The 26,794-nt window shown below is 71.3% G+C and carries 22 protein-coding genes; all 22 read right to left on the reverse strand.

The window, feature by feature from the left end; translation table 11 throughout:
• Positions 1-50: 50 nt before the first annotated feature.
• A complete protein-coding gene (dnaE, locus tag ACFQS2_RS15790) occupies positions 51-3,611 on the reverse strand; it encodes a DNA polymerase III subunit alpha (protein ID WP_377019039.1) in 3,561 nt (1,186 codons plus the stop codon).
• A 105-nt stretch (positions 3,612-3,716) separates the two neighbouring features.
• Positions 3,717-4,454 carry a hypothetical protein gene (locus tag ACFQS2_RS15795; RefSeq protein ID WP_377794374.1) on the reverse strand — a complete coding sequence of 246 codons (738 nt, stop codon included), beginning with the start codon at positions 4,452-4,454 and terminating at the stop codon, positions 3,717-3,719.
• A gap of 84 nt (positions 4,455-4,538) precedes the next feature.
• On the reverse strand, positions 4,539-5,465 hold the full coding sequence (locus tag ACFQS2_RS15800; protein ID WP_377794375.1) for an RluA family pseudouridine synthase: 927 nt from the start codon (positions 5,463-5,465) through the stop codon (positions 4,539-4,541).
• Positions 5,462-6,085 carry a signal peptidase II gene (gene lspA / locus ACFQS2_RS15805; RefSeq protein WP_377794376.1) on the reverse strand — a complete coding sequence of 208 codons (624 nt, stop codon included), beginning with the start codon at positions 6,083-6,085 and terminating at the stop codon, positions 5,462-5,464. Before lspA ends, ACFQS2_RS15800 begins: the two co-directional genes overlap by 4 nt.
• Positions 6,086-6,144: 59 nt before the next feature.
• The gene (locus tag ACFQS2_RS15810; RefSeq protein ID WP_377019035.1) at positions 6,145-6,843 is read right to left on the reverse strand and encodes a DivIVA domain-containing protein; all 699 of its coding nucleotides are present in this window, start codon (positions 6,841-6,843) and stop codon (positions 6,145-6,147) included.
• Between the two features lie 95 nt (positions 6,844-6,938).
• Positions 6,939-7,229 carry a YggT family protein gene (locus ACFQS2_RS15815; RefSeq protein ID WP_377019034.1) on the reverse strand — a complete coding sequence of 97 codons (291 nt, stop codon included), beginning with the start codon at positions 7,227-7,229 and terminating at the stop codon, positions 6,939-6,941.
• A gap of 8 nt (positions 7,230-7,237) precedes the next feature.
• The gene (locus ACFQS2_RS15820; protein ID WP_377019032.1) at positions 7,238-7,726 is read right to left on the reverse strand and encodes a cell division protein SepF; all 489 of its coding nucleotides are present in this window, start codon (positions 7,724-7,726) and stop codon (positions 7,238-7,240) included.
• A gap of 148 nt (positions 7,727-7,874) precedes the next feature.
• A complete protein-coding gene (pgeF, locus tag ACFQS2_RS15825) occupies positions 7,875-8,609 on the reverse strand; it encodes a peptidoglycan editing factor PgeF (protein ID WP_377794377.1) in 735 nt (244 codons plus the stop codon).
• A complete protein-coding gene (ftsZ, locus tag ACFQS2_RS15830) occupies positions 8,606-10,072 on the reverse strand; it encodes a cell division protein FtsZ (protein WP_377794378.1) in 1,467 nt (488 codons plus the stop codon). The genes pgeF and ftsZ overlap by 4 nt, the downstream gene beginning before the upstream one ends.
• A gap of 243 nt (positions 10,073-10,315) precedes the next feature.
• Complete coding sequence (locus ACFQS2_RS15835; protein WP_377794379.1) at positions 10,316-10,948, reverse strand: cell division protein FtsQ/DivIB; 633 nt, start codon at positions 10,946-10,948, stop codon at positions 10,316-10,318.
• Between the two features lie 545 nt (positions 10,949-11,493).
• Positions 11,494-13,092 carry a UDP-N-acetylmuramate--L-alanine ligase gene (gene murC / locus ACFQS2_RS15840; RefSeq protein WP_377794380.1) on the reverse strand — a complete coding sequence of 533 codons (1,599 nt, stop codon included), beginning with the start codon at positions 13,090-13,092 and terminating at the stop codon, positions 11,494-11,496.
• A 35-nt stretch (positions 13,093-13,127) separates the two neighbouring features.
• A complete protein-coding gene (gene murG, locus ACFQS2_RS15845; RefSeq protein ID WP_377794381.1) occupies positions 13,128-14,219 on the reverse strand; it encodes an undecaprenyldiphospho-muramoylpentapeptide beta-N-acetylglucosaminyltransferase in 1,092 nt (363 codons plus the stop codon).
• A complete protein-coding gene (gene ftsW / locus ACFQS2_RS15850) occupies positions 14,216-15,808 on the reverse strand; it encodes a putative lipid II flippase FtsW (RefSeq protein WP_377794382.1) in 1,593 nt (530 codons plus the stop codon). The genes murG and ftsW overlap by 4 nt, the downstream gene beginning before the upstream one ends.
• Positions 15,805-17,328: a UDP-N-acetylmuramoyl-L-alanine--D-glutamate ligase gene (gene murD, locus ACFQS2_RS15855; RefSeq protein ID WP_377794383.1), complete on the reverse strand. Its 1,524-nt coding sequence runs from the start codon at positions 17,326-17,328 to the stop codon at positions 15,805-15,807. Before murD ends, ftsW begins: the two co-directional genes overlap by 4 nt.
• A complete protein-coding gene (gene mraY / locus ACFQS2_RS15860; protein ID WP_377019021.1) occupies positions 17,325-18,425 on the reverse strand; it encodes a phospho-N-acetylmuramoyl-pentapeptide-transferase in 1,101 nt (366 codons plus the stop codon). Before mraY ends, murD begins: the two co-directional genes overlap by 4 nt.
• Positions 18,422-19,894: a UDP-N-acetylmuramoyl-tripeptide--D-alanyl-D-alanine ligase gene (gene murF / locus ACFQS2_RS15865; RefSeq protein ID WP_377019019.1), complete on the reverse strand. Its 1,473-nt coding sequence runs from the start codon at positions 19,892-19,894 to the stop codon at positions 18,422-18,424. The genes mraY and murF overlap by 4 nt, the downstream gene beginning before the upstream one ends.
• Positions 19,895-19,896: 2 nt before the next feature.
• A complete protein-coding gene (locus tag ACFQS2_RS15870; protein WP_377794384.1) occupies positions 19,897-21,522 on the reverse strand; it encodes a UDP-N-acetylmuramoyl-L-alanyl-D-glutamate--2,6-diaminopimelate ligase in 1,626 nt (541 codons plus the stop codon).
• Positions 21,519-23,309 carry a peptidoglycan D,D-transpeptidase FtsI family protein gene (locus tag ACFQS2_RS15875; protein WP_377794385.1) on the reverse strand — a complete coding sequence of 597 codons (1,791 nt, stop codon included), beginning with the start codon at positions 23,307-23,309 and terminating at the stop codon, positions 21,519-21,521. Before ACFQS2_RS15875 ends, ACFQS2_RS15870 begins: the two co-directional genes overlap by 4 nt.
• A 2-nt stretch (positions 23,310-23,311) precedes the next feature.
• Complete coding sequence (locus tag ACFQS2_RS15880; RefSeq protein WP_377794386.1) at positions 23,312-23,839, reverse strand: hypothetical protein; 528 nt, start codon at positions 23,837-23,839, stop codon at positions 23,312-23,314.
• A 1-nt stretch (position 23,840) separates the two neighbouring features.
• Entirely contained in the window at positions 23,841-24,836 is a 996-nt protein-coding gene (gene rsmH / locus ACFQS2_RS15885) for a 16S rRNA (cytosine(1402)-N(4))-methyltransferase RsmH (RefSeq protein WP_377019015.1), read from the reverse strand.
• Between the two features lie 215 nt (positions 24,837-25,051).
• Positions 25,052-25,483 (reverse strand): division/cell wall cluster transcriptional repressor MraZ, encoded by a 432-nt coding sequence (gene mraZ, locus ACFQS2_RS15890; RefSeq protein WP_377019014.1) that lies wholly within the window; start codon positions 25,481-25,483, stop codon positions 25,052-25,054.
• Positions 25,484-26,283: 800 nt separating this feature from the next.
• Positions 26,284-26,691 (reverse strand): DUF3040 domain-containing protein, encoded by a 408-nt coding sequence (locus ACFQS2_RS15895; protein WP_377794387.1) that lies wholly within the window; start codon positions 26,689-26,691, stop codon positions 26,284-26,286.
• Positions 26,692-26,794: the final 103 nt, after the last annotated feature.

Raw genomic sequence — 26,794 nt, forward strand, 5'->3', positions numbered from 1 at the left:
GGACCTACGCTAATCCAGCGCGCCCCGTTCCAGCACGCCGGGCAGCGCCGTCACTGCAGGCAGCTGGGGCCCAGCAGGGCCTTCAGGGAGGCGTACAGTGCGGCCGACGGCGACACCGAGAGGCGCTTGTCCAGCTGCATGAGCGTGGTGCGTCCCGGTTCCTGCAGGCGCAGACGCACCTCGCTGGAGCCGGGGTTGTCCTCGAGCACCCCACGCAGCTTCTCGGCGACAGCGCTGGTGGCGCGCATCGCCGGCAGAGCGATCACGACGGGCCCGTCGGGACCTGCGCCCGTCTCCGGGATCGACATCTCCATCACGCGCAGCTCGGGCATGCCCTTGGAGGTGTCCACCCGACCCTTCATCGAGACGATGAGGTCCTCGGCGAGCTCCGTGGCCACCGTCTGGTAGGTCGAGGGGAACATCAGGCAGTCGATGGAGCCCTCGAGGTCCTCGACCGTGGCGATGGCCCACATGTCGCCCTTCTTGGTGGTCTTGCGCTGCAGCGACGTGATCAGCCCGGCGATGGTGACCATGGAGCCGTCCTCGACGGCTCCATCGTCGGCGAGCGCACTGATCGACGTCGAGGAGTTCTGGGCGATGACGTGCTCGAGACCGTACAGGGGGTGGTCCGAGACGTACAGGCCCAGCATGTTGCGCTCGAAGGCGAGCTTCTCCTTGCGGTCCCACTCGGGGACGTCGGGGACGACGATGGTGGCGGCCGAGCCGGTGGCCACCCCGTCGTCACCACCGCCGGCGCCTCCGAAGACGTCGGCGAACAGGTCGTACTGGCCCTGGGCCTCCTTGCGCTTGACGTCGACCACGGAATCGACCGCGTCCTCATGGATCAGCACCAGGGAGCGGCGGTTCGCGCCCAGGGAGTCGAAGGCGCCGCCCTTGATCAGGGACTCGATGGTGCGCTTGTTGCACACCGACAGCGGGACCTTGTCCAGGAAGTCCGTGAAGGAGGTGAAGGCGCCCTTCTCCTCCCGCGTCTTGATGATTTCCTCGACCACGTGGGCGCCGACGTTGCGGATCGCCGAGAGACCGAAGCGGATGTCGTCGCCGACGGCGGAGAAGTAGAGGTCGGATTCGTTGACGTCCGGCGGCAGCACCGTGATGCCGCGGTGGCGGCAGTCCCCGAGGTACAGGCCCAGGCGGTCGCGGTTCTCCTGGGTGGAGGTCAGCAGGGCCGCCATGTACTCGGTGGGGTGGTTGGCCTTGAGGTAGGCGGTCCAGTAGGAGACCACGCCGTAGGCGGCCGAGTGGGACTTGTTGAACGCGTAGTCGGCGAAGGGCAGCAGCGTCTCCCACAGGGCCTTGACCGCCTCAGGGGAGTACCCGTTCTCCCGCATGCCGGCTTCGAAGGAGACGTACTGCTTGTCCAGCTCCGCGAGCTTCTTCTTGCCCATCGCGCGGCGCAGGATGTCGGCTTGGCCGAGGCTGTATCCGGCGACCTTCTGCGCCGTCTGCATCACCTGCTCCTGGTAGACCAGGACCCCGTAGGTCTCGCCGAGGATCTCGGCGAGCGGCTCCTCGAGCTCGGGGTGGATCGGGGTGATCTCCTGCAGCCCGTTCTTGCGCAGCGCGTAGTTGGTGTGCGAGTTCATGCCCATCGGCCCCGGGCGGTACAGCGCGGAGACGGCGGTGATATCGCCGAACTGGTCGGGCTTCATCTGCCGCAGCAGCGTGCGCATGCCGCTGCCATCGAGCTGGAAGACGCCCAGGGTGTCGCCGCGCTGGAGCAGCTCGTAGGTCTTCTCGTCGTCGAAGGGCAGCTGCTCCAGATCCGGCGGGGTCTTCCCGTTGCGCGCCATGTTGTCGACCGCGTCGGAGAGGACGGTGAGGTTCCGCAGGCCCAGGAAGTCCATCTTCAGCAGCCCGAGGGTCTCCAGGGTGGGGTACTCGAACTGGGTGATGATCTGGCCGTCGGAGGGGCGGCGCATCATCGGCACGATGTCGATCAGCGGGTCGCTGGACATGATGACCGCGCAGGCGTGGACGCCCCAGCCGCGGGTCAGGCCCTCGACGCCCTTGGCGATCTCGACGACCTTCTGGACGTCGGGGTCCTCGTCGTGGATCTTGCGGAACTCCCCCGCCTCGGCGTAGCGCGGATGATCGGGGTCGAAGATTCCCTTGATCGGGATGTCCTTGCCCATCACCGTCGGCGGCAGCGCCTTGGAGAGACGGTCGCCCATCGCGTACGGGTAGTCCAGGACGCGAGCGGCGTCCTTGAGGGAGTTCTTCGTCTTCATCACGCCGTAGGTGATGACCTGTGCGATGCGGTCGTCACCGTACTTGCGCTCCACGTACTCGATGACCTCGCCGCGGCGGCGATCATCGAAGTCGACGTCGAAGTCGGGCATGGAGACGCGGTCGGGGTTCAGGAACCGCTCGAACAGAAGCCCGTGCTCGAGCGGGTCGAGATCGGTGATGCGCATGGCGTAGGCGACCATCGAGCCCGCGCCGGAGCCACGGCCCGGCCCCACGCGGATGCCCTGCTCCTTGGCCCACTTGATGTAGTCCGAGACGACCAGGAAGTAGCCGGGGAATCCCATCTGCAGGATGATGCCGACCTCGTAGTCGGCACGCTGCTTGACCGCGTCGGGGATGCCCATCGGGTAGCGGTACTCCAGGCCGCGCTGGACCTCCTTGACGAACCAGGACTCCTCGTCCTCCCCGGGCGGGGTGGGGAAGTTGGGCATGTAGTTCGCGCCCTCGTCCGTGGTGCGGAAGTGGACGTCGCACATCTCGGCGATGCGCAGCGTGTTGTCGCAGGCCTCGGGGAACTCGCGGAACAGCTCGCGCATCTGGGCGGCGGACTTCAGGAAGTAGCCGGAGCCGCCGAACTTGAAGCGGTCGGGGTCACTCAGGCGCGACCCGGAGTTGATGCACAGCAGGACGTCCTGGATGGTGGCGTCCTCCTCGCGCACGTAGTGGAGGTCGTTGGTCGCCACCAGCGGGGCGCCGACAGCCTTGGCCACCGCCAGCAGATCCTTGGTCACCCGTTGCTCGATGGACAGGCCGTGGTCCATCAGCTCGATGAAGTAGTTCTCCTTGCCGAACATGTCCTGGAACTCGCCGGCCGCCTTGACCGCCTCGTCGAAGTGGCCCAGCCGAAGGCGGGTCTGGATCTCGCCGGAGGGACAGCCGGAGGTCGCGATCAGCCCGTCGGAGTACTTCGAGAGGATCTCGCGGTCCATCCGAGGCCACTTGCCCATCTGGCCGTCCAGCGAGGCCTCAGAGCCCAGCCGGAAGAGGTTGTGCATGCCCGCGGTGCTGCGCGAGAGCAGCGTCATGTGGGTATAGGCGCCACGAGCGGAGACATCGTCCCCGGCGATCTGCTGCTCGCGGGTCCCCCACTGGACACGGGTGCGATCGTGACGGCTGGTCCCGGGCGTCACATAGGCCTCCAGCCCGATGATCGGCTTGACCCCGGCGTTCTTCGCCGTCTTGTAGAACTCGTAGGCGCCGAACAGGTACCCGTGGTCCGTGATGGCCACGGCCTGCTGCTCCTGGCGGACCGTCTCCTCGACGAGTCTGTCGATCTTCGCCGCCCCGTCCAGCAGGGAGTAATCGGTGTGGACGTGGAGGTGCACGAAGTCGTCGGACATGCGTTCCAGGGTAGCCAGTCAGGCCCTGCGACGCGCCGCGCCGGGGCCGGTCCGACCCGTCGGGGAGGTCACCTCGGCGAGTCCGGCGTGTCGGGAATAGCGGGCTCAGGTCCCCGAGTCGTCGCCTTCGGCCTCCTGCTCGCGGCGCATGTCCGACAGGAGCGTGTTCATGTAGTCGTGGACATCCTCGAAGCTGAGGCTGCGCTCGTCGCGGCGAGGGGGGATGCCGCCCACGAAGGCGCCGCCGTGCCAGGCCATCGAGTCGTCCGGGAGGGTCGGGTCGTCACCGCGCCACAGGTCCAGGGGGATGCCGTGGGCGGCGAGGTCACGCGCGATCTCGTCGGCCTGGGCCGGGTCGCCGGAGCGCTGGAGCACGGCGACCAGCAGGGACTGGGCGGCCCATGCCGACGCATCGTCCGAGCTGCTCTCGCCGGGGTCGACCGATTCCTGGACCAGGGCGATGTAGCTCGCAGCGAGCTCGTCGGCGCCGTCCTCGTAATGGTCCTTGGCCACGCGCAGCGCGATGCGCGGCACCAGCTCGCGCGCGTCCCACAGCACCGCTGCGCCGACCAGCGCCATACCCACCCCGGTCGGGAAGTCCGGGTCCAGGGCGATGGGCGTCGACGGCGACCGGCCGGCCCGGCGGGCGTCGTCGGCCTCGAGGTAGGCGCGGGCGGCCTCCGCGATCGCTGCGCGGGCGCGATCGTCGTCGCGCAGGGTCACCACTGCGCCGGCCGGGTCGATGCCCAGGCGGCGCGCGACCCGGGCGAAGGGGAAGTCGGGCCTTGCCAGGGCCGCGTCCCGGGATGGGGTCAGCGCACCGGAGGTCTGCTCGTCGCTCATGCCTCGACGGTAGCCGCTCCGCGACTCGGGCGCGTCACCGGTGGCCATCGCGCGAGGTGCTGCGGCGGGACCTGCCACGGCCGGTCAGCTGCTGCGCAGTGCCTCGAGCGCATCCTGCAGGTCGCGCGGGTACTGCGAGACGAACGTGACCTCCCGGCCGCTGACCGGATGGACGAAGCTGAGCTCCATCGCGTGGAGCCACTGACGGATCAGGCCGATGCGCGCCGCGAGCGTCGGATCCGCGCCGTACAGCGGGTCGCCCACCAGCGGATGGTGCAGCGCGGCCAGGTGCACGCGGATCTGATGGGTGCGGCCGGTCTCCAGTCGCACCTTCAACAGCGTGGCGCCGTGGAGCGCTTCCAGCGTCTCGTAGTGCGTCACCGAGTGCTTCCCGTCGCGGCGCACGGCGAATTTGTAGTCGTGGTTCGGGGAGCGGGCGATCGGGGCCTCGATGGTGCCCTGCGGTTGGTCCGGGGTCCCCTGGCAGACGGCGTGATACACCTTGCCGACCTCGCGGGCGCGGAAGGAGTCCTTCAGCGTGGTGTAGGCGCGCTCGGTGCGGGCGACGACCATCAGGCCGCTGGTGCCGACGTCCAGCCGGCTGACGATGCCCTGGCGGTCGGGGTCACCGCTGGTGCGGATGCTCACGCCGGCGGCGGCGAGATGCCCCAGCACCGTCGGCCCGGACCAGCCGGGACTGGGGTGTGCGGCGACGCCGACGGGCTTGTCGATCACCACGATGTCGTCGTCCTGGTGGACCAGGCTCATGCCCTCGGCGATCATCGGCCGGACCTCGGCGGCGGGACGCTCATCGGGCAGCTCGACGTTCAGCATCGCCCCGGGCTCCAGACGGGTGGAGCGTGACGGTGCCTGCCCGTCGATCTCGACGTGGCCGCCGTCGATGAGGTCGGCGGCACGGCTGCGCGAGAGGCCCAGCATGCGCGAGATGCCCACGTCCACGCGCTCGCCGGCGAGTCCGTCGGGAACCATGAGGAAGCGCGAGGAGCTCACCGGGGGTCCTCCGTGCTCGATGCGTCGTCGGCGCTCGGCCGGTCGTCCGTGCTCGGTCCGTCCTCGCTGCTCGGTCCGTCGACGGCGGACGGCGAGGTCTCTGCCCGCTCCGCTCCAGCTCGTGCCTCGGCCTCGGCCACGGCCGGATCGGCGGCATGGCCGAGCACCCCCAGCAGCACGATGAGGATGGCGCCGCCGACGACGCCCATGTCCGCCACGTTGAAGACGGGCCAGTTGGGCAGCTCGAGGAAATCGACGACCTCGCCGCGGAAGGGGCCGGGGTCGCGCAGCAGCCGGTCATGGATGTTGCCCAGGGCCCCGCCGAGGATGAGGCCGAGCGCGAGGGTGTACCAGAGCGAGCGCACCGCGCGCACGGCGAAGATCAGCACGCCGATCACGATGACCATCTGCAGGCAGGTCACCACCGGGGTGATCCCGGCGCCCATCCCCCAGGCCGCGCCGGAGTTGTACAGCAGCGTCAGCTGGAGGACCTCACCGAGGAACGGCTGGGGCTCGAGCTCCGTCAGGTTGTGCTCCGCCCATGCCTTGGTGATCTGGTCGGCCACGGCGATCACCGCGGCGACGGCGGCCATCCCCGTCAGGACGACGAGACGGCTCACACGGCGACGAGCGCCGGACCCCTCGGGCCCGGCGCTCGTCGGCGTGGAAGCAGCGTGGTTCACAGACCGAAGTTCGCCTGCTTGTCCTGCGTCTCGCTCGTGTCCAGCTCGCGGAGCTGGTTCTCGAGGTAGTTGCGCAGACGGTTGCGGTAGTCGCGCTCGAAGGTGCGCAGGCCCTCGATGGTCTTGTCGAGCTCGGCCTTCTTAGTCTCGAGCTCGGCCAGCGTGGTGCGGGACTTCTCCTCCGCCTCGGAGACGATGCGGCGGTGCTCCTCGTTGGCCTCGGAGATGAGCCGGTCGCGCTCGTCCTCACCGTTCTTGACGTACTCGTCGTGAAGGCGGTTCGCCAGGGCGATGATGCCGGCCGCGGACTGGTCCGGGCTGCCCTGGTCGGCGACAGCGGGAGCGCCGGCGACGGGCTCCTCGGCCGGAGCCTCCGCGACCGCGGGCTGCTGAGCCGTCGTCTCGGCGTCGACATCCGCCGTCGCCGAGACCGGGGTCTCGTCGATGACCGCCTCGTCCTCGACGACCGGGGCGTCGGTGGCCGCTGCGGCAGCAGGCGCGGACTCGAGCTCGGCGATGCGGTTGTGCGCCTCCTCGAGCTCCTTGGTCAGGCGGTTGTTCTCGTCGATCAGCTCTTGCAGGCGCGGCAGGATGTCGTTGTCGAGGTAGTTGTCCACCTCGTCCATGTCATAGCCCTCGGAGAACCGGACCGGGGTGAACCGCTTGGACAGCAGGTCATCGGGCATCAGAGCCATGGGTCACCTTCTCGTCGTTCTGGGGTCGTGGTGCGCGTACGGCGCGGTGCCGACAGCCTAGCGGATGTTGGAGGACGTCCTGGACGCCGCGCGCATCAGCGCGCGAGCGGGGCCAGCACGGCAAGCAGGATCCAGCCGCCGACGAGCAGGATCATCAGGCTCAGGTCGAGGGCGACGGGGCCCAGGCGCAGCGGAGGGATCAGGCGCCTCAGTGCCTTCACGGGCGGATCGGTCAGCGTGTAGACGACCTCGAAGAGCACCAGCACCAGCCCCGAGGGGCGGAAGTCACGGGCGTAGGCCTGGATCCATTCCAGGACCAGACGTGCCAGCAGCACGAGTGTGTACACCAGGACGGCGATGTACAGCACCGCGGCGACGAATTGCACCGAAATGCTCAGCTCTGGTTGTAGAAGCCGGTGTCGTCGGCCGAGGTGTCCCCGTCGACCTCGACGAACTCCGGCGAGAGCAGGAAGACCTTGGAGGTGACGCGCTCGATGTCGCCGCGCAGGCCGAAGATCAGCCCGGCGCAGAAGTCGACCATGCGCTTGGCGTCGCCGTCCTGCATCTCCGAGAGGTTCACGATGACGGGGACCCCGTCGCGGAAGGACTCGCCGATCGCCTTGGCGTCGTTGTAGGAACGCGGATGGATCGTGGTGATGCGATGCATCGACTCCTCCACTGCGGGCGCCATGGGCACCACGTTCGACCGCTGTCGGATCGGGGTCACCTGGGCCTCCCGTTCGGGTGCGGGCTCCGGGCCACGCTCGGTGCGGCGAGCCGGAGCGGCCGCCTCGTCCTGGCGGATCCGCTCGTCCTCGTAGTATTCGTCGTCGACCTCATTGGCGAGGCCGAGTGCGACCATGGCGTTGCGCCAGTTGCCCATCGCAGATCTCCCAGTTCGTTGTTCACGCTGACCTGGGCTTCGGGGAAGCACGGGGAGTGCGTGGAAGCCCTTCTCCCCAGAAAGTACAGCAGGGCTTTCCGCCTCCACGGGAAGCGGTCGGCGTGTCGTGGGGCCGTGTCGTGCGATGTCACTCCCGACGGATCACGCCGGCGAAGCGACCGGTCCGTGCCGCTCGCCGATAGGAGAAGTACTCCTCGTCCTCGAGTGTGCACGCAGCGCCTGCGTCGATCGCGGCCGCCGGGACCCCGGCCTCGGTGAGCACGGCGACCGCCCCGGCGCGCAGGTCGAGAGCGGGCGTGCCCCAGCGGGTCACGGCATGGACGGCGGGCAGGAGCTCGGCGGCCTGGTCCCGCATCTGCTCCGGCACCTCGTAGCACTGCCCGCAGATCGACGGGCCGACGGTGACCGTCACATCCTCGGGCCGGGCACCGAAGCGCGCCATCTCGACCACGGTCCTCTCCAGCACCCCGCCGAGCAGCCCGGCGCGACCGGCGTGGGCCGCCGCGACGGTCCCCGAGACCGGGTCGGACAGCAGAACCGGCAGGCAGTCGGCGACCATGATGGCCAGCGCCACGTCGCGCCGGGTCGTGACCAGCGCATCCGCCGTGACGACGGGGACGGGCCCCGTCTCGGGCAGCACGTGGACGTCGGCCGAGTGGACCTGGTCGACGAACACGAGCGGCGCACCGACGGCCTCCGCCACCAGCTGACGGTTGTGCTCGACGCACTCCGCGTCGTCCCCGACGTGACGTGCGAGGTTCAGCCCGGTGAAGTCTCCGGTGCTCACTCCCCCGGTCCGCCCCGTGAACAGGGCGCGGGCCCCGCGATGTCGCGAGGCCCGCACCGGGAGAGCTGAGCTCACTTCAGGAAGGACGGCAGATCGAGGTCGTCGTCGTCCGACGGCGGCTCCTCGATGCGCGGGGGCCGCGCCGGCTCCTCCTGGGTGCGGGGCGCCGACTGCGAGCCGTCCTGACCCTGCTGCGGGGGCTGGGCCTGCTGCTCCCCGCCGTGGTGACCGGACTGACCGTGCTCCTCCGCCTGGCCGTTCTGACCTGCCTGGCCGCTCTGTCCCGACTGACCGTTCAGGGCGGCCTGACCGTACTGGCCGGACTGACCGTTCTGGCCGGTCTGGCCGTACTGCCCCTGAGCGGACCCGGCCTGCTCGGTCGCGGATCCGGCCTGGTCCTGACGGGACGGCGAGAAGGTCTGCTGCGGCAGCCCCCAGGCACCCGGCGTGGCGGCCGCACCGGCGCCCGCGCCGACAGCGGCCGGCCGCTCCGTGCCCGAGGCCGACGGCTGCGACTGCTGTGAGGAGGCACGCGGAGCGGGGATCGGCTCGGAGCGCTGCAGCGGCGGGGTCTCCGCGCGCGGGGCGGGCCCGCCGCCCTCGAAGCCGGCGGCGATGACGGTCACCCGGACCTCGTCCCCGAGGGCGTCGTCGATGACGGAGCCGAAGATGATGTTCGCGTCGGGATGGGCGGCCTCCTGGACCAGGCGAGCGGCCTCGGAGACCTCGTACAGCCCGAGGTCGCTGCCGCCCTGGATGGAGAGCAGCACGCCGTAGGCGCCGTCGATCGAAGCCTCCAGCAGCGGGCTGGAGACGGCGAGCTCGGCGGCCTGCAGGGCACGGTCGTCCCCGCGGGCCGAGCCGATGCCCATCAGGGCGCTGCCGGCCCCTTGCATGACGGATTTGACGTCGGCGAAGTCGAGGTTGATCAAGCCCGGCGTGGTGATCAGGTCCGTGATGCCTTGGACACCGGACAAGAGGACCTGGTCCGCCGATTTGAAGGCATCGAGCATCGAGACCTGCTTGTCCGCGATGGACAGCAGGCGATCGTTGGGGATGACGATGAGGGTGTCGACCTCGGCCTGGAGCGCGTCGATGCCGGACTCCGCCTGCGTGGAGCGGCGGCGTCCCTCGAAGGTGAAGGGTCGGGTGACGACACCGATCGTCAGCGCGCCGAGGCTGCGGGCGATCTTGGCGACCACCGGGGCGCCACCGGTGCCGGTGCCGCCGCCCTCACCGGCGGTCACGAAGACCATGTCTGCGCCGCGGAGGACCTCTTCGATCTCCTCGGCGTGGTCCTCGGCGGCGCGCTTGCCCACCTCGGGGTCGGCGCCGGCACCGAGACCACGGGTGATCTCCTTGCCGACGTCGAGCTTGACGTCCGCGTCCGACATGAGGAGCGCCTGGGCATCGGTGTTGATCGCGATGAACTCGACGCCCTTCAGGCCGGAGTCGATCATGCGGTTGACAGCGTTGACACCTCCGCCGCCGACGCCGACGACCTTGATGACTGCTAGGGAGATCTGGGTTCCGGCCACGTTTGGGTCCTTGCTCTTGTCGTTCACCTGCAGAGAGGGGCCTGCGTCGCATCTGGTCGCCGACTGCCGAAGAACCCTCAACCTCGACTCGAGGTTCGGACTTCGGGGCGCCTCTCCTTTCCTTTGACGCTATGGACGAGGACACGTGCACGCAAACACCACGGGCGCGTGTCGGCCGCGGATGGCGGGATGGATCACCGCCCGTGGATCCTCCGGCTCGCAGCGTGGGCCGGCGAGGGCAGATCAGCGCGTGACCGGGGCGACCGGGGAGGAGACGTCGATGACGTCGCCCGGCTGGGAGACCAGTGCCTGGACCACATCCACCTTCAGCTCGGAGTCGGCCGCGTCGCCCCACACGACCGTCTTGGTGCCGCCGTCCTCCAGGGCGAGTTCGAGCGTGACATCGCTGTCGCTGGAGGCGGAGACCTTCTGGACGGACCCGCGCAGCGTCTCCGGCATGGCGGCGAGGACCTCGCTCATCGCGGCCGTGGCGCCCTCGGGGTCCGAGGAGTTCTCATCGAGCACGAAGGGCACCAGAGTGGCCCCCTCGGCCGCTGCGGCGGGAAGCTCCTGCCCCTGGGCGTCGAGCACCGCGGTGCTCCCGTCGGTCCGGGTCAGCTGGGCGACCGGGGTGGCCTCGGTGACGGTGACGTGGACGCCGTCGGGCCAGGCACGCTCGACCTCCGCGGACTCCACTCCCGGGACACCGGCGACGTCCTCGGCGATCTCGGAGCCCGGCAGCAGCAGCACGCTGTCCCCGGTATGGCCCTCGACCGCTTCGCGCACCTGCTGCTCCTCGACGTAGCCGAGCCCCGCGATGGTGATCTCGCGGACCTGGAGCGAGGGCAGGAACACCGCGGTGGCGAGGCCTGCCACGATCAGCAGTGCGAGCGCCGAGACCGTGGCCAGGATCGCCCGGCGGCGGCGGCGCCAGGGACGGCCCGCGACGAGGTCGCGGAAGCGACCGGCGGCCGGGACGACGGAGCCGCCCTCCGCGCCATCGCCACCGGCCGTGCCGCGATAGGCATCACCGCGCCGACCGACGCGCCTCGCGCGCGGACCAGCGGTTCCTGTGGTGCCGGCACTCTCCGGACGGGATGACGCCGAGCGACGCGCCGCGGAGCTGGGACTCGTCGCCGACGGCGCGGGTGACGGGGACTGCGGCGCCGGGCGCCGGTTCAGTGAGGTCGTGGACGCGACCGGATTCGCGGAGGCGGGCGATGATGCCGAGGCAGCAGAGGTCGCCGAGGATCCCGCGGACGACGAGGGCGAGGACCGCTCCCGAGAGGCAGGCGCCGCGGAGCTGGGACTCGTCGCCGACGGTGAGGAGCCGTCCGGTCGCCGGGTCGCGGCGGGGCGGGCCGCGGGGGATGCGGGCCGGGTCGGCCGGACCGGCCGCGGAGCAGTGGGGCGGCGAGCCATCACGTCTCCTCCCGTGGCGAATCGAGGGCGGCCATCACGGCAGGCGTGAGCTCGACGACGTCTCCCGCGCCGAGCATGAGCAGCAGGTCCCCGGGCCGCGCGACCTCGCGCACGGTCGCGGGGAGCTCGTCGCTCGCCGTCAGCGGCTGCACACTCGCGCCGGGGGCGTGGGCGGTGATGGTGCGGGCGTCGATGCCCGGGTCGGGGTCCTCGCGGGCCGCGTAGACGGGCAGCACCCAGGAGCGATCGGCGCCGCCGAGCACTGCGGCGAAGTCCGCCGCGAAGTCGCGGGTGCGGGAGAAGAGGTGAGGCTGGAACGCGACCAGCACGCGACCGCCGCGCTGCTGCGTCTCGACGATGCCCCGGGCGGCCTCGATGGTGGCGGCGACCTCGCGGGGATGGTGGGCGTAGTCGTCGACGACGGTCACTCCCCCGGCCAGGCCCGCGACGTCGAAGCGCCGCGAGGCCCCCGTGAAGGTGGCCAGGCCTCCCAGCAGCGCGCCGACGTCCGCGTCGGGGACGGCGGCGCTCACGGCCGCCAGGGCCCCGACCGCGTTGAGGACGTTGTGATGGCCGGCCACCGAGAGCTCGCAGGTGTACCGGTCCGCGGATGTCCCGATCTCGATCTCGGCCCCGGCCGCGCCGCCGCGCTCGGACAGCACCCGCCAGTCGGCGCCGGGATCGCTGCCGTACGTGGTCACCGGGACGCCGCGAGCCGCGGCCCGCTCCCCCAGCGCGCGGGCGCCGGGATCGTCGGCACAGACGATAAGGCTGCCACCGGGCACGATCTGCATGGTCAGCGCGTCGAAGGCCGCGGTGAGGGTCTGCTCGTCGCCGTGGAAGTCGAGATGGTCGGGCTCGAGGTTGGTGACCACCAGGGAGCGCGGCGAGAAGGCGAGGAAGGACCCATCGGACTCGTCGGCCTCGATGACTGCGATGCCACCGCCGGGTCCGGTCGCGCCGTCGGGCGCGGAGCCGGCGCCGGGCACGGAGCCGGCACCGGGCGTGGAGGCACTGCCAGGCGCGGAGTTGTCGCCGGTGCCGCCGAATCCCGCATTGCGACCGAGGTCCGGCACGGCCGCGCCGAGTGCCCAGGCGGGATCCTGGCCGGCGCCCCGCAGCGCCATGACGGCCATACCCGTGGTCGACGTCTTCCCGTGCGTCCCCGCGACGGCGACCAGTTCCCTGCCCGCGAGGAGACCGGCGAGGGCGGCTGCACGGTGGATGACGGGGATGCCGCGCTCGTGCGCGGCGAGGACCTCGGGATTGTCGGGCCGAACGGCGGTGGAGACCACGACCACGTCGACGTCCTCGGCCAGCAGGGCGGCGTCGAAGCCGATGCCGATGCGGGCCCCCGCCTCGCGCAGAGGGCCGATGAACTGGCCGTCCTGGGAATCGGAGCCGCTGACCTGCAGACCGGCCTCGAGGGCGAGGCGGCCGACGGCGGACATGCCGGCGCCTCCGATGCGGACCACGTGCAGGCTGCGGACCGCGCGGTCGGCCGGCCAGCTGGGCTGGGTGATGACGTCCCCGGGGCGCAGGATGGAGCGCGGCGCCGGGTGATCCCAATGGCCGGGGCGGGCTTCGACGGGGCTCATGTGGTCACCGTAGCCGGGCGGTGGGCGCGACCGGCTCAGGCTCGGCGTGCGACGCCGGTCACGACGTCGGCCATGACCTCGGCGGCGTCGGTGATGCCGAAGGCGCGGGCGGCGTCGGCCATGGTCCTCAGGCGCTCGGGGTCCTGGAGGAGCGGGAGGACGTGGTGGCGCAGATGGGCGGCATCGAGGTCCGCGTCCTCGACCATGAGGGCGCCGCCGGCGGCCACCACGTCGCGGCCGTTCAGGGCCTGCTCGCCGTTGCCGATCGGCAGCGGGACCAGGACCGAGGGCAGGCCGATCGCCGTGAGCTCGCAGACCGTGCCGGCTCCGGAGCGGGTCAGCGCGAGGTCAGCGGCGGCGTAGGCGTCCTCCATCGCGGTGACGTACTCGACGACCCGGTGGCCGGGTCGTCCGGTGAGGCCGTCGGCCTTGCCCCGGCCGGTGATGTGGAGGATCTGGGTGCCGGCGGCGATGAAGGAGTCTGCGGCCTCGGCCACGGCACGGTTGAGGCGTTGGGCGCCGAGGGAGCCGCCGGTGGCCAGCAGGACCGGCGCCGAGGGGTCGAGGTCCAGCGCCCGGCGCGCTTCGTCGCGGCGCGCGGCCCGGTCGAGGTGGGCGATGCCCTCCCGCATCGGCATGCCGATGTGGCGGGCTCCGGGAAGCTTGGTGCCCTCGAGGGCGGTGAGCACGGCGGCGGCGCGGCGGGCTCCGAGCCGGTTGGCCAGGCCGGGGCGCCGGTTGGCCTCGTGCAGGACGACGGGCAGGCCCGCGGAGGCGGCGGCAAGGTAGGCGGGCGGACAGACGTAGCCGCCGAATCCGGCGACCACGTCGATCCGGCGCTCGCGCAGGAGCGTGCGGACCTCGCGCAATGTGCGTGTGAAGCGGGCGGGGAAGCGCAGTGCGGCGCCGTCGGGGCGCCGCGGGAACGGCACCTTGTCGATGGTCGCCAGCTCGTAGCCGGCGGCAGGGACCAGATCGGTCTCGAGGCCGTCCGGAGTGCCGAGCACGAGCACCTCGGCATCCGGGGTGCGCCGGCTGATCTGGGCGGCGGTGGCGAGCAGCGGGGAGACGTGGCCTGCGCTGCCGCCGCCGGCGAGCAGGATGCGGACGGGAGCGGGCGCGGTCATCGTGTCCTCCGTGAGGACGGCGCAGACTTCCGCGACGCCCGGGACTGGCGGGACCCGGTGGAGTTCCGGCTGCCCGCGGCGTTGTGCGTGCCGGCGGGCTTCCGGGAGCCGCCGGTCCCGGAGGGTCCGCCGGACGTCCGGGTACCGCCGGGCTTCGAGGACCCCGAGGGGCCCGAGGGTCCTGCCGTCGAGGTCTTCGACGATGTCGAGCTCCGCCCGGTCTTGGCCCGGCCGCGGCGCGGGCGCGCGTCGGACTTCCCGGCGGCGTCGCGCGGTGCGGGCAGCACGCTGATGGAACGGCGCACCGCCCCCATGCGCGCGCCGATCGCCTCGCGGGCGCCGGGCTCCCGGCGGGCGAAGGAGATGAGTACTCCCAGTGCCGCCATGGAGGCGAGCAGGGCCGAACCGCCCGAGGAGATGAAGGGCAGCGGCACACCGATCACGGGCAGCAGGCCGGTGACCACCATCATGTTCACGAAGGCCTGGCCCAGCAGCCAGGCGCTGATGCCGGCGATGGTGATCTGGGTGAAGTGGTCCTCGATCCGCGTGATCATGCGGAACATGATCAGGGCGAGCACGGCGAACAGGGCGAGCACGCCGAGGGTGCCGAGCAGTCCCAGCTCCTCGCCGATGATCGCGAAGATGTAGTCGTCCTCGGCCGCCGGCAGCCGGCCCCATTTCATGCGGGACTCGCCGAGCCCGACGCCCCACCAGCCGCCCTCGGCCAGGCCCATCAGACCCTGCTCGGCCTGATAGCAGGAGTCGCCCTCGCAGGTGCCATGGAGCCAGTTGCCGATGCGGGCCATACGGTTCGCGCTGGTGATGGTCAGGGCGATCACGCCTGCCAGGCCCGCGGCGCCGACGGCCAGGAACCACCGTCGTGGCACGCCGGCCACCCACACGGCCCCGGCGACGAGCAGACACATCACCATCGCGGTGCCGAGATCATGACCGAGGACGACCAGGCCCAGCGCGGCGACGATGCCGGGGACCAGCGGGAACAGCATGTGTCCGGGCCGGTGGAGCAGGGGGCGCTTGGTCGCGAGCAGGGCTCCCAGCCATACGGCGAGGGCGAGCTTGAGGAACTCCGAGGGCTGGAGGGTCTGGCCGCCGATGCTGATCCAGTTGCGGTTGCCGTCGACCTCCACCCCGAGACCGGGGACGTGGACGAGGCACTGCAGCGCCAGCCCGAGGCCGAGCAGCGGCCAGGCGGCCTTGCGGTAGAACCCGGTCGGGAGGCAGGCGGCGACGACGAGCAGGACCAGCCCCATCGCCGCGAAGGTGCCCTGCCGGAACAGCCCGGCGAACCCCGAGTTGCCCCGCGAGATGTTCAGGACCGCGCTCGAGGACAGGACCATCACCAGGCCCACGCCGATCAGCAGGGTCCCGACGATGATGAGTCCGTAGAAGTCCAGGGCCGGGGACCGCAGCCAGGAGCAGACGCCGTCACGCACGCGGGTCCCGATGTTCCCCAGCGGCTGGTCCTCGTCGGGACGGACGACAACGGCGGACCGGCGGGAATCCTGCCCCTGCCGGGTCCGCTGCCCCTGCGGGGTCCGCTGCGTCTGACGGGTCTCGTCGATCGTCATGCGCTCGCTCCTGGCAGTCGGGATACGGCCGCCGCGAACAGATCCCCCCGCTCCGCGTAGTCACGGAACTGGTCGATGGACGCGGCGGCCGGTGCCAGCAGCACCACGTCCCCTGCGGTGGCGAGGGATCTCGCGGCCTGGACCGCATCCTCCATGAGCCGGGTGCGCCCGGCGGCATCGTCAGTGTCACCCGGATCGATGCGCCGCACGGGGACGTCGGGGGCGTGTCGCTGCAGTGCCGCGGTGAACGGCGCCTCGTCGCGTCCCAGCAGGACGACCCCGGTCAGCCGATCGCGGGCGGAGGCGACCAGCTCGCTGAGGTCCGCGCCCTTGGTGTCACCTCCGGCGATCCACACGATGCGCTCGGCCGCACGGAGCGAGGCGGCCGCGGCGGCCGGGTTGGTGGCCTTGGTGTCGTCGACGAAGGTGATGCCGTCCACCGTCGCGATCTGCTCCGCCCGGTGGCCGCCCATCCGGTAGGCGCGCAGTCCGTCGCGGACCGCTGGGGCCGGGACGCCGTAGGCACGCGCCAGCGCCGCCGCGGCCAGCGCGTCGAGCACGACGTGGGGGCCTGCCCCGTGCGGACCGAGGTGCTCGAGGTCGGCGAGGGTGCCGATCTCGGCCGCGGCGCTGCGACGCTCGGCGAGGAAGGCGCGGTCGACCAGGACCCCGTCGACCACGCCCAGTTCGGACAGGCCCGGTGAGCCCAGTGTCAGGCCGACGGCCCGGGCGCCCTCGACGACGTCGGCGTCCTCGACCAGGCGCAGGGTGGTCTCGTCGGCGACGGTGTAGATGCAGGCGGTGCGCACGCCCTCGTAGATCCTGCCCTTGGCGCGCGCGTACTCCTGGGCTCCGCCGTGCCAGTCGAGGTGGTCGGCGCTGACGTTCAGCACCGCGGCGGCCTCGCAGTCCAGGTGTTCGGTCCAGTGCAGTTGGAAGCTGGACAGCTCGATCGCCAGCACGTCGAAGCCCTCGGGGTCCAGCGCCGCCTCGATGACGGGCAGCCCCACGTTGCCGCAGGCTACTGCTCGCAGGCCCGCATGCTGCAGGATCGATTCGAGCATGGTGACCGTCGTGGTCTTGCCGTTGGTGCCGGTGACCCCCAGCCAGGCGGGCCCGTCGGGCGCCTGCATCCGGCGGGCCAGTTCGACCTCGCTCCACACCGGGATCCCGGCTTCTGCCGCCTCGGTCAGCAGCGGCTGATCGGGGCGCCATCCCGGCGAGGTCACCACCACGTCGATCTCGCGGTCGCGGGGAAGGGCGAGGGTGTGCTCCCGGCCGAGGCGGACCTCGACCCCGAGCACCTCGAGGATCTGGGCCCGCTCGCGGATCGCGGGGGTCTCGGAGCCGTCGACGACGAGCACCCGGGCACCGCGCTGCATGGTCTGGTCCGCGACGGCGTAGCCGGAGACGCCGAAGCCGGTGACCAGGATCCGCAGTCCCGACACGTCGAGCCCGGGCCAGGGCCGGTCCTCGACGGCGCGAGGCCGGCCGGCAGGCCCCGTCGCGGTCGCGGTCATGAGGTGAGCCTCGGCAGGGCGTCGAGGTAGAAGATGCCCAGGCCCACCCCGGCGAGGATGCCGGCGACGATCCAGAAGCGCACCACGATGGTGACCTCGTTCCAGCCCTTGAGCTCGAAGTGGTGCTGCAGCGGTGCCATGCGGAACACGCGCCGCCCGGTGAGTTTGAAGCTGCCGACCTGGATGATCACCGACAGCGAGATCATCACGAACAGGCCGCCGATGATCGCGCCCAGGATCTCGGTGCGGGAGACGATCGTCAGCCCCGCGATCGCGCCGCCCAGGGCGAGCGAGCCGGTGTCCCCCATGAAGATCTTGGCGGGCGAGGTGTTCCACCACAGGAAGCCGACGCTGGCCCCGATGATCGCGGCGCACAGCACGGCGGCGTCCAGGGGGTCCCGGGCCTCGTAGCAGCGCACCATTCCCCCGGCGTCGAGATCGACGTTGCACACCTGGCGCCATTGCCAGAAGCACACGACCAGATAGGTCGCGGTGAAGATGATGGTCGCCCCGCTCGCGAGACCGTCGAGCCCGTCCGTGAGGTTCACCCCGTTGGACCAGGCCGCGACCAGGAAGTTCGCCCAGATCGCGAACAGGATGAAGCCGAGCACGGTCCCGCCGAAGGCGAGATCCAACCAGGGGATGTCCCGCACCAGGGACAGCTGGGTCGAGGCCGGGGTGTTGCCCTCGCCGTCGGGGAACAGCAGGGCGAGCACCGCGAACGCGGTCGCGACCAGGAACTGGCCGAGCAGCTTGGCGCGGGGACGCAGACCGAGGCTGCGCTGCTGGGAGATCTTGAGGTAGTCGTCGAGGAAGCCGACGACGCCGAGCCCGACCATGAGGAACAGCACCAGCAGCACCGAGACGCTGGGGGGCGTCAACAGCACCAGGTGGGAGAGGGAGTATCCGAGGATCGTGGCCAGGATGATCGCCACGCCGCCCATGGTGGGCGTGCCGCGCTTGGTGGCGTGCGAGGTGGGTCCGTCGTCGCGGATGAACTGGCCATAGCCGCGTTTGACCAGGAGCTTGATGTACAGCGGGGTCCCCGCGATGGAGAGGATGAGGGCACCGGCGCCCGCGATGATGATCGCGATCATGCGTCGTCTCCTCCATCCGCCCGCGAGGTGGGCTGAACCTGCCGCTCCAGGTGCGCGATCAGTGGCTGGGCGATCTGCCGCAGACCGGCGTCCCGGGACGACTTCAGCAGCACCGCGTCTCCGGGCGCCACCGTACGTTCTAGCACAGCGATCGCATCCTCCACGGTCTCGAGGTATTCGGACTCGCCCCCGAAGCTGCCCTCGAGGCTCGCGCCATGGTGGATGGGGGCCGCGCCGTCGCCGACGACATACAGCTGGCTGATGTTCAGCCGCACCACCAGCCGGCCGATCTCGTCGTGCAGACGCACCGAGTCCGGGCCGAGCTCGAGCATCTCGCCGAGGACCGCGATGGTGCGGCGCCCCCGTCCGAGGTGGGCCAGGGTCTTCAGCGCGTGCCGCATCGAATCCGGGTTCGCGTTGTAGGCGTCGTCGATGATCAGCGCGCCGCCCGCGCGGATGGCCTCCATGCGCTGGCCGGAGGCGAGCTTGGCACCATCCAGCGCGGCGACCGCGGCGGCGGGGTCCACCCCGGCGGCCAGCGCCGCGCTCAGGGCGGCGACCGCCGTGGCGGCCAGGTGCTCGCCGAGGAGGTCGGGGCGCACCGGGAAGCGCCCGGCCGGGATCGGCTCGCCGCGCAGGGTGGTCACTCCCTCGGGGACGACGAGGGTGAAGCGGATCCGTGCCTCGTCGTCGAGGGTGAGGTCGTCCCCGCGCACGTCGCCGGAGGTGAAGCCCCACATCAGGGAGTCGGCGGCGGTGCGGGACGCCATCGCCGCCACCCGCGGGTCCTCCGCGTTCAGGACTGCCCGTCCGGTCGCCTCGAGCGCTTCGACGAGCTCGCTCTTGGCCGTCGCGATCGCCTCGACGCTGCCGAACTCGCCGAGGTGGGCGCTGCCGACGTTGAGGACGAGGGAGATGTCGGGGCGCGCGATGGCGGTCAGTGCCGCGATGTGCCCGATGCCGCGGGCGCCCATCTCCAGGACGAGGAAACGGGTCTCGCTGGTCAGCCGCAGCACTGTCAGCGGCAGCCCGAGTTCATTGTTGAAGCTGCCGACGGGTGCGATCGTCGGCCCCTGTGTGCGCAGGATCGTGCCGAGCAGATCCTTGGCGCCGGTCTTGCCGGCGCTTCCGGTGATCGCCACGACCACCAGGTCCGGGCCCACCTCCCGGGCCCGTGCGAGCTGGGCCCGCGCCAGCTGGGACAGGGCCTCGCGCACGTCGTCCACCAGGACCGCGGGCACCCCGAGGTCCCGGGAGGCGAGCGCGAGCGCGGCGCCGGCCTCACGGGCGACGCCGAGGTAGTCGTGGCCATCGGCGTGCTCGCCGGCGAAGGCGGCGAAGAGGTCACCGGTGGTGACCTCGCGGGAGTCGATGCGGGCCTCGCCGGTGACGGTCTCGTCCCCGGTCGCTCCGCCCACCAGTCGGCCGCCGGTGATGTCGGCGATCTCCCGTGCCGTGGTTGTGAGCATGGTCAGCGTCCTCCGTCGGTGTCGTCGGCGCCCGATCCGCCGCGCGCGGCCAGCGCGTCGCGCAGCCGGAGGCGGTCATCGAACGGATGGACGATACCGCCGATCTGCTGTCCGGCCTCGGCCCCCTTGCCCGCCACGAGGATGGTGTCTGCCACGTCGGCCAGTCGGACGGCGAGATCGATCGCGTCGCCCCGTCCTTCCACGTCGTGGACCTGCGCGTTCGTCCCTGCGGGGATGCCGGAGCGCACGGCGCGGCGGATCTCGGCCGGGTCTTCGGTGCGGGGGTTGTCGTCCGTGATGATCACCACGTCCGCGAGGCGGGCGGCGACCTCGCCCATGACCGGTCGTTTGCTGCGGTCACGGTCCCCGCCGGCTCCCATCACGACCAGCAGCCGTCGGGTGCCCGGGACGGTGCGCAGGGTGCTCAGCGCCTGTTCGAGGGCGTCGGCGGTGTGGGAGTAGTCGACCACGCCGCGCACCGGCTCCAGGGCCACCAGCTCCATCCGACCGGGCACCGTGCCGGCCTCGGCGAGGGCGCGGGTCACGTGGGGGCCGCTGTGCCCGACCGCGGCCAGCAGCAGCTCGGCGGCGAGGGTGTTGGCGACGTAGTGGCGGCCGGGGAGGGCGGCGTGCAGCGTGCGCGTCCCCTCGGGGCCGTGGACGGTGAATGTGCTGCCGTACTCCTCGGCGCGGATGGCGCTCGCGGTGTGATCCGCCTGCACCTCGGGCAGGGTGGCATAGGTGGTCACGGGCACCTCTGCCTCGCGGGCCAGCCGCCGGCCCCACTCGTCGTCGACACAGACGATGCCGCGGGCCGAGTGCTCGGGAGTGAACAGGCGTCGCTTGGCGGCGTAGTACTCCTCCATCGAGCCGTGGAAGTCCAGGTGGTCCTGGCTGAGGTTGGTGAAGCAGGCGATGTCGAAGACCAGACCGTCGGCCCGGTGGAGGACCAGGGCGTGACTGGAGACCTCCATGGAGGCGACCTCCACGCGGTCCTCGCGCATGCGGGCGAGGATGCCGTGCAGTTCGGGAGCCTCAGGCGTGGTGCGCACGGTGGAGACGGCATGCTCGGTCCCGTCGGCGGAGCGGTAGGTGGTGCCGCTGGTGCCGATCACGCCGGCGGGCACGCCGAGGGCGTCCAGCGCGCGGGTCACGACCGTGGTCACCGACGTCTTGCCGTTGGTGCCGGTCACGCCGACGGTGCGAAGGTGGTCGGCAGGCCTGCCCTGGACCAGCGCCGCGGCGACGGCGGTGGCCCGCCGGGGGTCCTCGACCACGAGCACAGGCAGACCGGCGCGGCGGCAGCGCTCCTCGCCGGTGGGGTCCGTCAGCGCCATGACCGCCCCCAGCTCGCGAGCCTGGACGGCGAAGTCGGCGCCGTGGGCGGTGGCTCCCGGCAGCGCGCACCACAGGTCCCCGGGCAGGACGCTGCGGGAGTCGAGGGTGACCCCGGTCAGGGGCAGATCCTCGACGGGCGCAGGGGCTCCCAGTGCGCGCGCGACGGCACCTGCGCCCGCGCCTGCGGGCCGACGGGGCCGAGCGGGGTCGATGATCGGTTCCGCGTCGCGGGATCCGTCGGCCGCAGAGTCCGCGGGAGGCTGAGGGGCAGGGGGCACGGCGTCGCTCACCACTCGTTCTCCAGCTCGCGGCCCGGCTGACCGGTGGGCGGGATGCCCTGGTTCTGCAGGGCGAAGGTGGTCAGCTCGGAGAAGGCGGGGGAGGCGGACTTGGTCCCGGAGATGAAGCTGTCCAGACCGAAGAGGAACACGCCGACCACGAGGTCGGGGTCGTCGGCCGGGGCGAAACCGATGAAGGAGGCGGTGTAGGTGTCCTTCCCGGTCTGCGCGGTCCCGGACTTCCCGGCGGTGGCATAGCCCGTCACGCTGGCTGCGGAGCCCTCCTCGACGTTGTTGTCCATGAGGGCGCGCATCGTCGCAGCCGTCTCGCTGGAGACCACGCGGGTGCTCTCGGCCTGGTGAGCCGGCTCGATGCTGCCATCCTCCTGACGGGTGCCGTCGATGAGCGAGGGCTGGACCCGCACGCCGTCGTTGGCGAAGGTGCCGACGGCGGAGACCATCTGCAGGGCATTGACGCTGTACCCCTGTCCGAACGATGTCGTATAGCGGGTGCGCCCGTTCCACTCATCGGCCGGGCGGAGTATGCCGGCGGACTCGCCCGGCAGCTCCACCCCGGTCGGCTCGCCGAGGCCGAAGGCGCGCAGGTAGTCGTAGCGAGTGTCCGGGGAGAGAGTCTCGGCGACCTGGACGGTGCCGACGTTGGAGCTGTGCTTGAGCACGCCCGCGAGGGTGAGCCGCTGGTGCTCGTGGTAGTGGGAGTCCTTGATCCGGTGCCCGTCGAAGTACTTCTCGTAGGGAATCTCGTACTGCGACTCCGGCGTCACCTTTCCTTCCTCCAGGGCGGCGGACATCGTGAACAGCTTCCCCGTCGAGCCCGGCTCGAACACGCTGGAGATCGACCGGTTGCCGCGGTTCTTCTCCTCGGCGGCACCGGGGTCGTTGGGGTCGAAGGTGGGGTGCTCGGCCAGGGCCAGCACCTGACCGGTCTTGGCGTTCAGCACGACCGCGCTGCCGCCGGTGGCGCCCCACTGATCCACGGCTCCGGCGACGATCTGCTGCGCCTTCCACTGCAGGTCGCGATCGATGGTGAGCACCACATCACTGCCGTCGACGGCAGGGGTGGTCTCCTGCTTCCCGGTCGGGATGATCTGACCGCCGGCCCCGCGCTCGTAGGTGGTCTTTCCGTCGGTGCCGCTGAGTGCCTCGTCGAACGACAGCTCGGTGCCGGCCAGCGCGGTGCCGTCGGATCCGACGAAGCCGAGGATGTTGCCGCCGACGGACCCGGCCGGATAGATGCGGTCGGCGACGCGATCGGCGCCGATGCCGTTGATCCGCAGTGAGATCACCGCGTCGCGCACCTTGGGGTCGACGTTCTTCTGCAGGTACTTGAAGCCGCTGTCGCCGGTGAGGGCCTTCTCGGTGTCGGCGACGGACATGTCGAGCACGGGCGCCAGCTCCTGGGCGGCGGCCTCGACGCCGGAGGCCTCCCCGTCCTCGGCGTTCTGCTTGTAGTCGTCGACCTGCCGCTGGTTGACCCACAGGTCGTAGCGCTCGACGGAGCTGGCCATCGTGGTGCCGTCACGGTCGAGGATATCCCCGCGCAGAGCCGGGATGGTGCGCTCGACGGTGCGCTGCTCGATCGCCTCCTGCGCCCGCGCGCTCGCGTCCAGGCCCTGGACCCAGATCAACCGTCCGGACAGTGCCATGACGGCGACCATGATCATGCAGATCAGCAACCGGTGACGAACGGCCGGGGCGCCGACCCGGGCCTGGGGGAAGCGCGCCCCGCCCGCGGGCCGGCGGGCCCGGGTGGTGCGCGAGCTGCGGGACCGCGCCATGGTCAGTCTCCCTCGTTGCCCTCGTTGCCCATGCCGTGGTAGCTCTCGGGCTCGTCGTAGATCTCTGCCTGCGGGACGGCGGCCTCCGCAGGCACCTCCTTGAGTTCCGGATTGCCCTCAGTCTGCTCCGACGGGGACGTCTCACCGATGACCTCGCCCGTGTCGAGGTCGATATATGCCGGATCGCTGACCGGGACCATGCCGATCTCGCGGGCCTGGCGCTCGAGCTCCTGCGGCGTGCCGAGCCGTTCATTGGTCTCCGCGAGCGCCTGGCGCTCCTCGGTCAGCCGCTGGGACTGGCTCTGCAGCCGAGTGATCTCGTAGCTGGTGCCGGACATCTGGATGTTCATGTACAGCAGTGCCGCGAGCGTGGCCGCGACGATCAGGGTGCACAGGAGGGTGAACGGCATCGAACTGCCGGCGGCCTTCGGGGCGGCGACGACGGTCAGTCGCGGCTTCGGGGCGGCGCTCGTCCCGGGCTTGCGGACCGGGCGGACGGCGGGGGCTTGAACGGCTGACGTGGTGGCCATCTCAGTGTGCTCCCTCGGCGGATCGGGTACGGGTCAGTGCGCGGAGCCGGACGGATCCGGCGCGGGCGTTGGATCCGCGCTCGATCTCGTCGGCCTGGAGGGCCCCGCGCACGAGCGGGGTGAAGGTGGGCCGGTGCTCCTCGAGCTCGACCGGCAGTCCGGGGGGTGCCGAGGACCGGGTCCGTCGCGCGAAGGCGGTCTTGACCAGGCGGTCCTCGCCCGAGTGGTAGGACTCCACGACGATGCGGCCGCCCACGTGCAGGCAGTCCAGGGCGGAGTCGATCGCGGAGGCGAGGATCTCGAGCTCCTGGTTCACGGCGATCCGCAGCGCCTGGAAGGTGCGCTTGGCCGGGTGCCCTCCGCTGGCCTTGGAGGCGGCGGGGACCGCGCGGTCCAGCAGCTCGACCAGCTCGCCGCTGCGGGTCAGCGGAGCCTCCTGGCGGCGCTCGACGATGCGGCGGGCGATACGGCGGGCGAAGCGCTCGTCCCCGAGGTCGTGGAGGATGCGGGAGATCTCGGCCTCGGGGAGCTCGCGCAGGAGATCAGCGGCGGTGGGGCCGTCCGATGAGGTGTCCATCCGCATGTCCAGCGGCGCGTCGGCCGCGTAGGAGAAGCCTCGCTCGGCGGTGTCGATCTGGAAGCTGGACAGGCCCAGGTCCATCATCACGCCGTGGGCGCCGGGCAGCCCGAGCTCCTCCAGGACGTCGGGGATCTCGTCGTAGGTGGCGTGGACGAGGGTGGCCCGCTCCCCCAGCCCCTCCTGCTCCAGCCGACGGCGGGCGAGTTCGAGCGCCTGCGGATCGCGGTCGATCCCGACGAGCCGGGCCTGGGGAGCGGCGTGGAGGACGGCGGCGGCGTGGCCGCCCATCCCGAGGGTGGCGTCGACGTGGACGGCTCCGGGCTCCTGGAGGGCGGGGGCGAGGAGCTCGACCGAGGTCTCGAGCAGCACGGGGACGTGCCGGTCCTCCGCGGGCAGGTCGCGCTGCGTCTCGTCCATGTCACCCCTCCCCTGGGTCCGGTGTGTGCTGTCGGTGTTCCGTGTTCTGGATGCCGTGGTCCGGGAGCGGATCGCTCCGTCCCGGTCGGCCCCGGGTTCCTGGTCGCGGTGCCGTCCTGTCAGATTCCTCGTCGTTCCCGACCCGCTGCCGGGGAAGTTGCATCGGGGCGGGAACGACGAGAGGTCTCACAGGACGGATGTCCCTCGGGCGGAACTCAGAACAGGCCGGGGACCACCTCTTCGGAGGTCTCGGCGAAGCCTTCTTCCTTCTGCTCGAGGTAGCGCTCCCAGGCCGGGAGCGACCAGATCTCGAGCCGGTCGAGTGCACCGATGACGGCGCACTCCCGGTCCAGGTCCGCGTAACCGCGCAGATGTCCCGGGATGGTGATCCGGCCCTGCTTGTCCGGGATGACGTCCTCCGCGCCGGACAGCAGCACACGCAGGTAGTCGCGCGTGCGGCGATCGGTGGTGGGCGCCCGACGGGCCTCCTCGAGCTTCTGGCGGAACTCGGCGAGCGGGTACACGGCGATGCAGTGCTCCTGCCCACGAGTCATGACCAGTCCCGAGGCGAGCTCGTCGCGGAACTTGGCCGGGAAGATCAGGCGTCCCTTCTCGTCGAGCTTGGGCGTGAAGGTGCCGAGGAACATCTCGACCCCCCTTCACTCACCGTGACTCGTGCGATCCGAAACCCATCTCCTCCCAACGCGCTCCACTTTACCCCACTAGTCCCCACATACCGCTACCCCTGCCCCCAGAACGACGGCACTTCGTCACATCACCCCAGGTCAGCGACGTGGTGCAAGGTGGGGGGGAAATCTCCGCGCGGCGCGTTGGCGAGGCCGCCACAGCGCCCGGAAGGACCGCGCGCCGTCGGCACGCCCGAACCTCGTGTTCACCAAAATCGCCGGTCACAGCGCCGTGGTCGGCGCGAGGAGGAACACGGGGGTGGCGGTGGAGCGAGAGGGAGGGCTCCGGTGGAGGGATGTGGGGAATCCGGGGGAAACGCCTGGGCGTGGCGCGGAGGGAGTACCCGCCGGGGCATGACGATGCCCCGGCTCGAGGGAGCCGGGGCATCGGTGGAGCAGGGTGTGCGTTGTCGGGCCCAGTGCGTCGGGAACCGCTGCCCGAGTCCAGTCGGCACGCTGCGCGGGCGCTCCGACCGGCGTGCTGCGCGGGCGTTTCCGGCTGGCGTGCTGCGCGGGCGATTCCGACCGGCGTGCTGCGCGGACGTTTCCGGCTGGACGGTACTGACACGCACAGGCGCGGCGATATGCGCCGCGCCTGGTCGCTGGAGTACCGCCGGGCAGGATCCGGCCGGGGCAGCAGCTAACTTCTGCGGGCAGGATCCGGACGCGGGCAACTGCTAGCCCGTACCGGAAGGATCCGGCAGGCGGCGGCTAGCCCCGGCAGGAGGGATCGAGCCCCGGGAGTCCGCGGGCGGAAAGGATCACAGTCGGGGGTCGTCCCCGGACCGCTTCTCCCAGCGCTCCTCCAGCTTCCGCATGAAGGTGCCACCGTTGTCTCCGCGTGGGGCTCCGGGCCCGGATCCGCCGTTGCCTCCGTTGCCCGACGAACCGTCATCCTGCGTGGACGACCCGGGAGCGGTGACCGCGTAGATCGCGCCGGCGAGCATTCCCAGGAAGGCGATCACTCCGAGCCAGACGGCGGGCAGAGCCACGGCCAGGACCAGGACTCCGAGGCCGACGACCACCCCTCCGAGCCCGATGGCGATCCGGCGCCCGTTGCGACGCGGGTTCTTGGCCGGCGTGAAAGCGCGCGCGAGGCGCGGATCGTCGGCGTAGAGCTGACGTTCCATCTCGTCGAGCATCTTCTGCTCGTGTTCAGACAGCGGCATGGTCCCGCTCCTTGTCCCCGTCCTTTCGCGCCTGGTCGGCGCCCCGGCCGCCGATCGTGGAGGGGCCCTGGTGGACCACTGCCCTCGTCGGCGGTTCACCCAG

The sequence above is a fragment of the Brachybacterium sp. GCM10030267 genome, from assembly GCF_042666875.1.
Lineage (GTDB): Bacteria > Actinomycetota > Actinomycetes > Actinomycetales > Dermabacteraceae > Brachybacterium.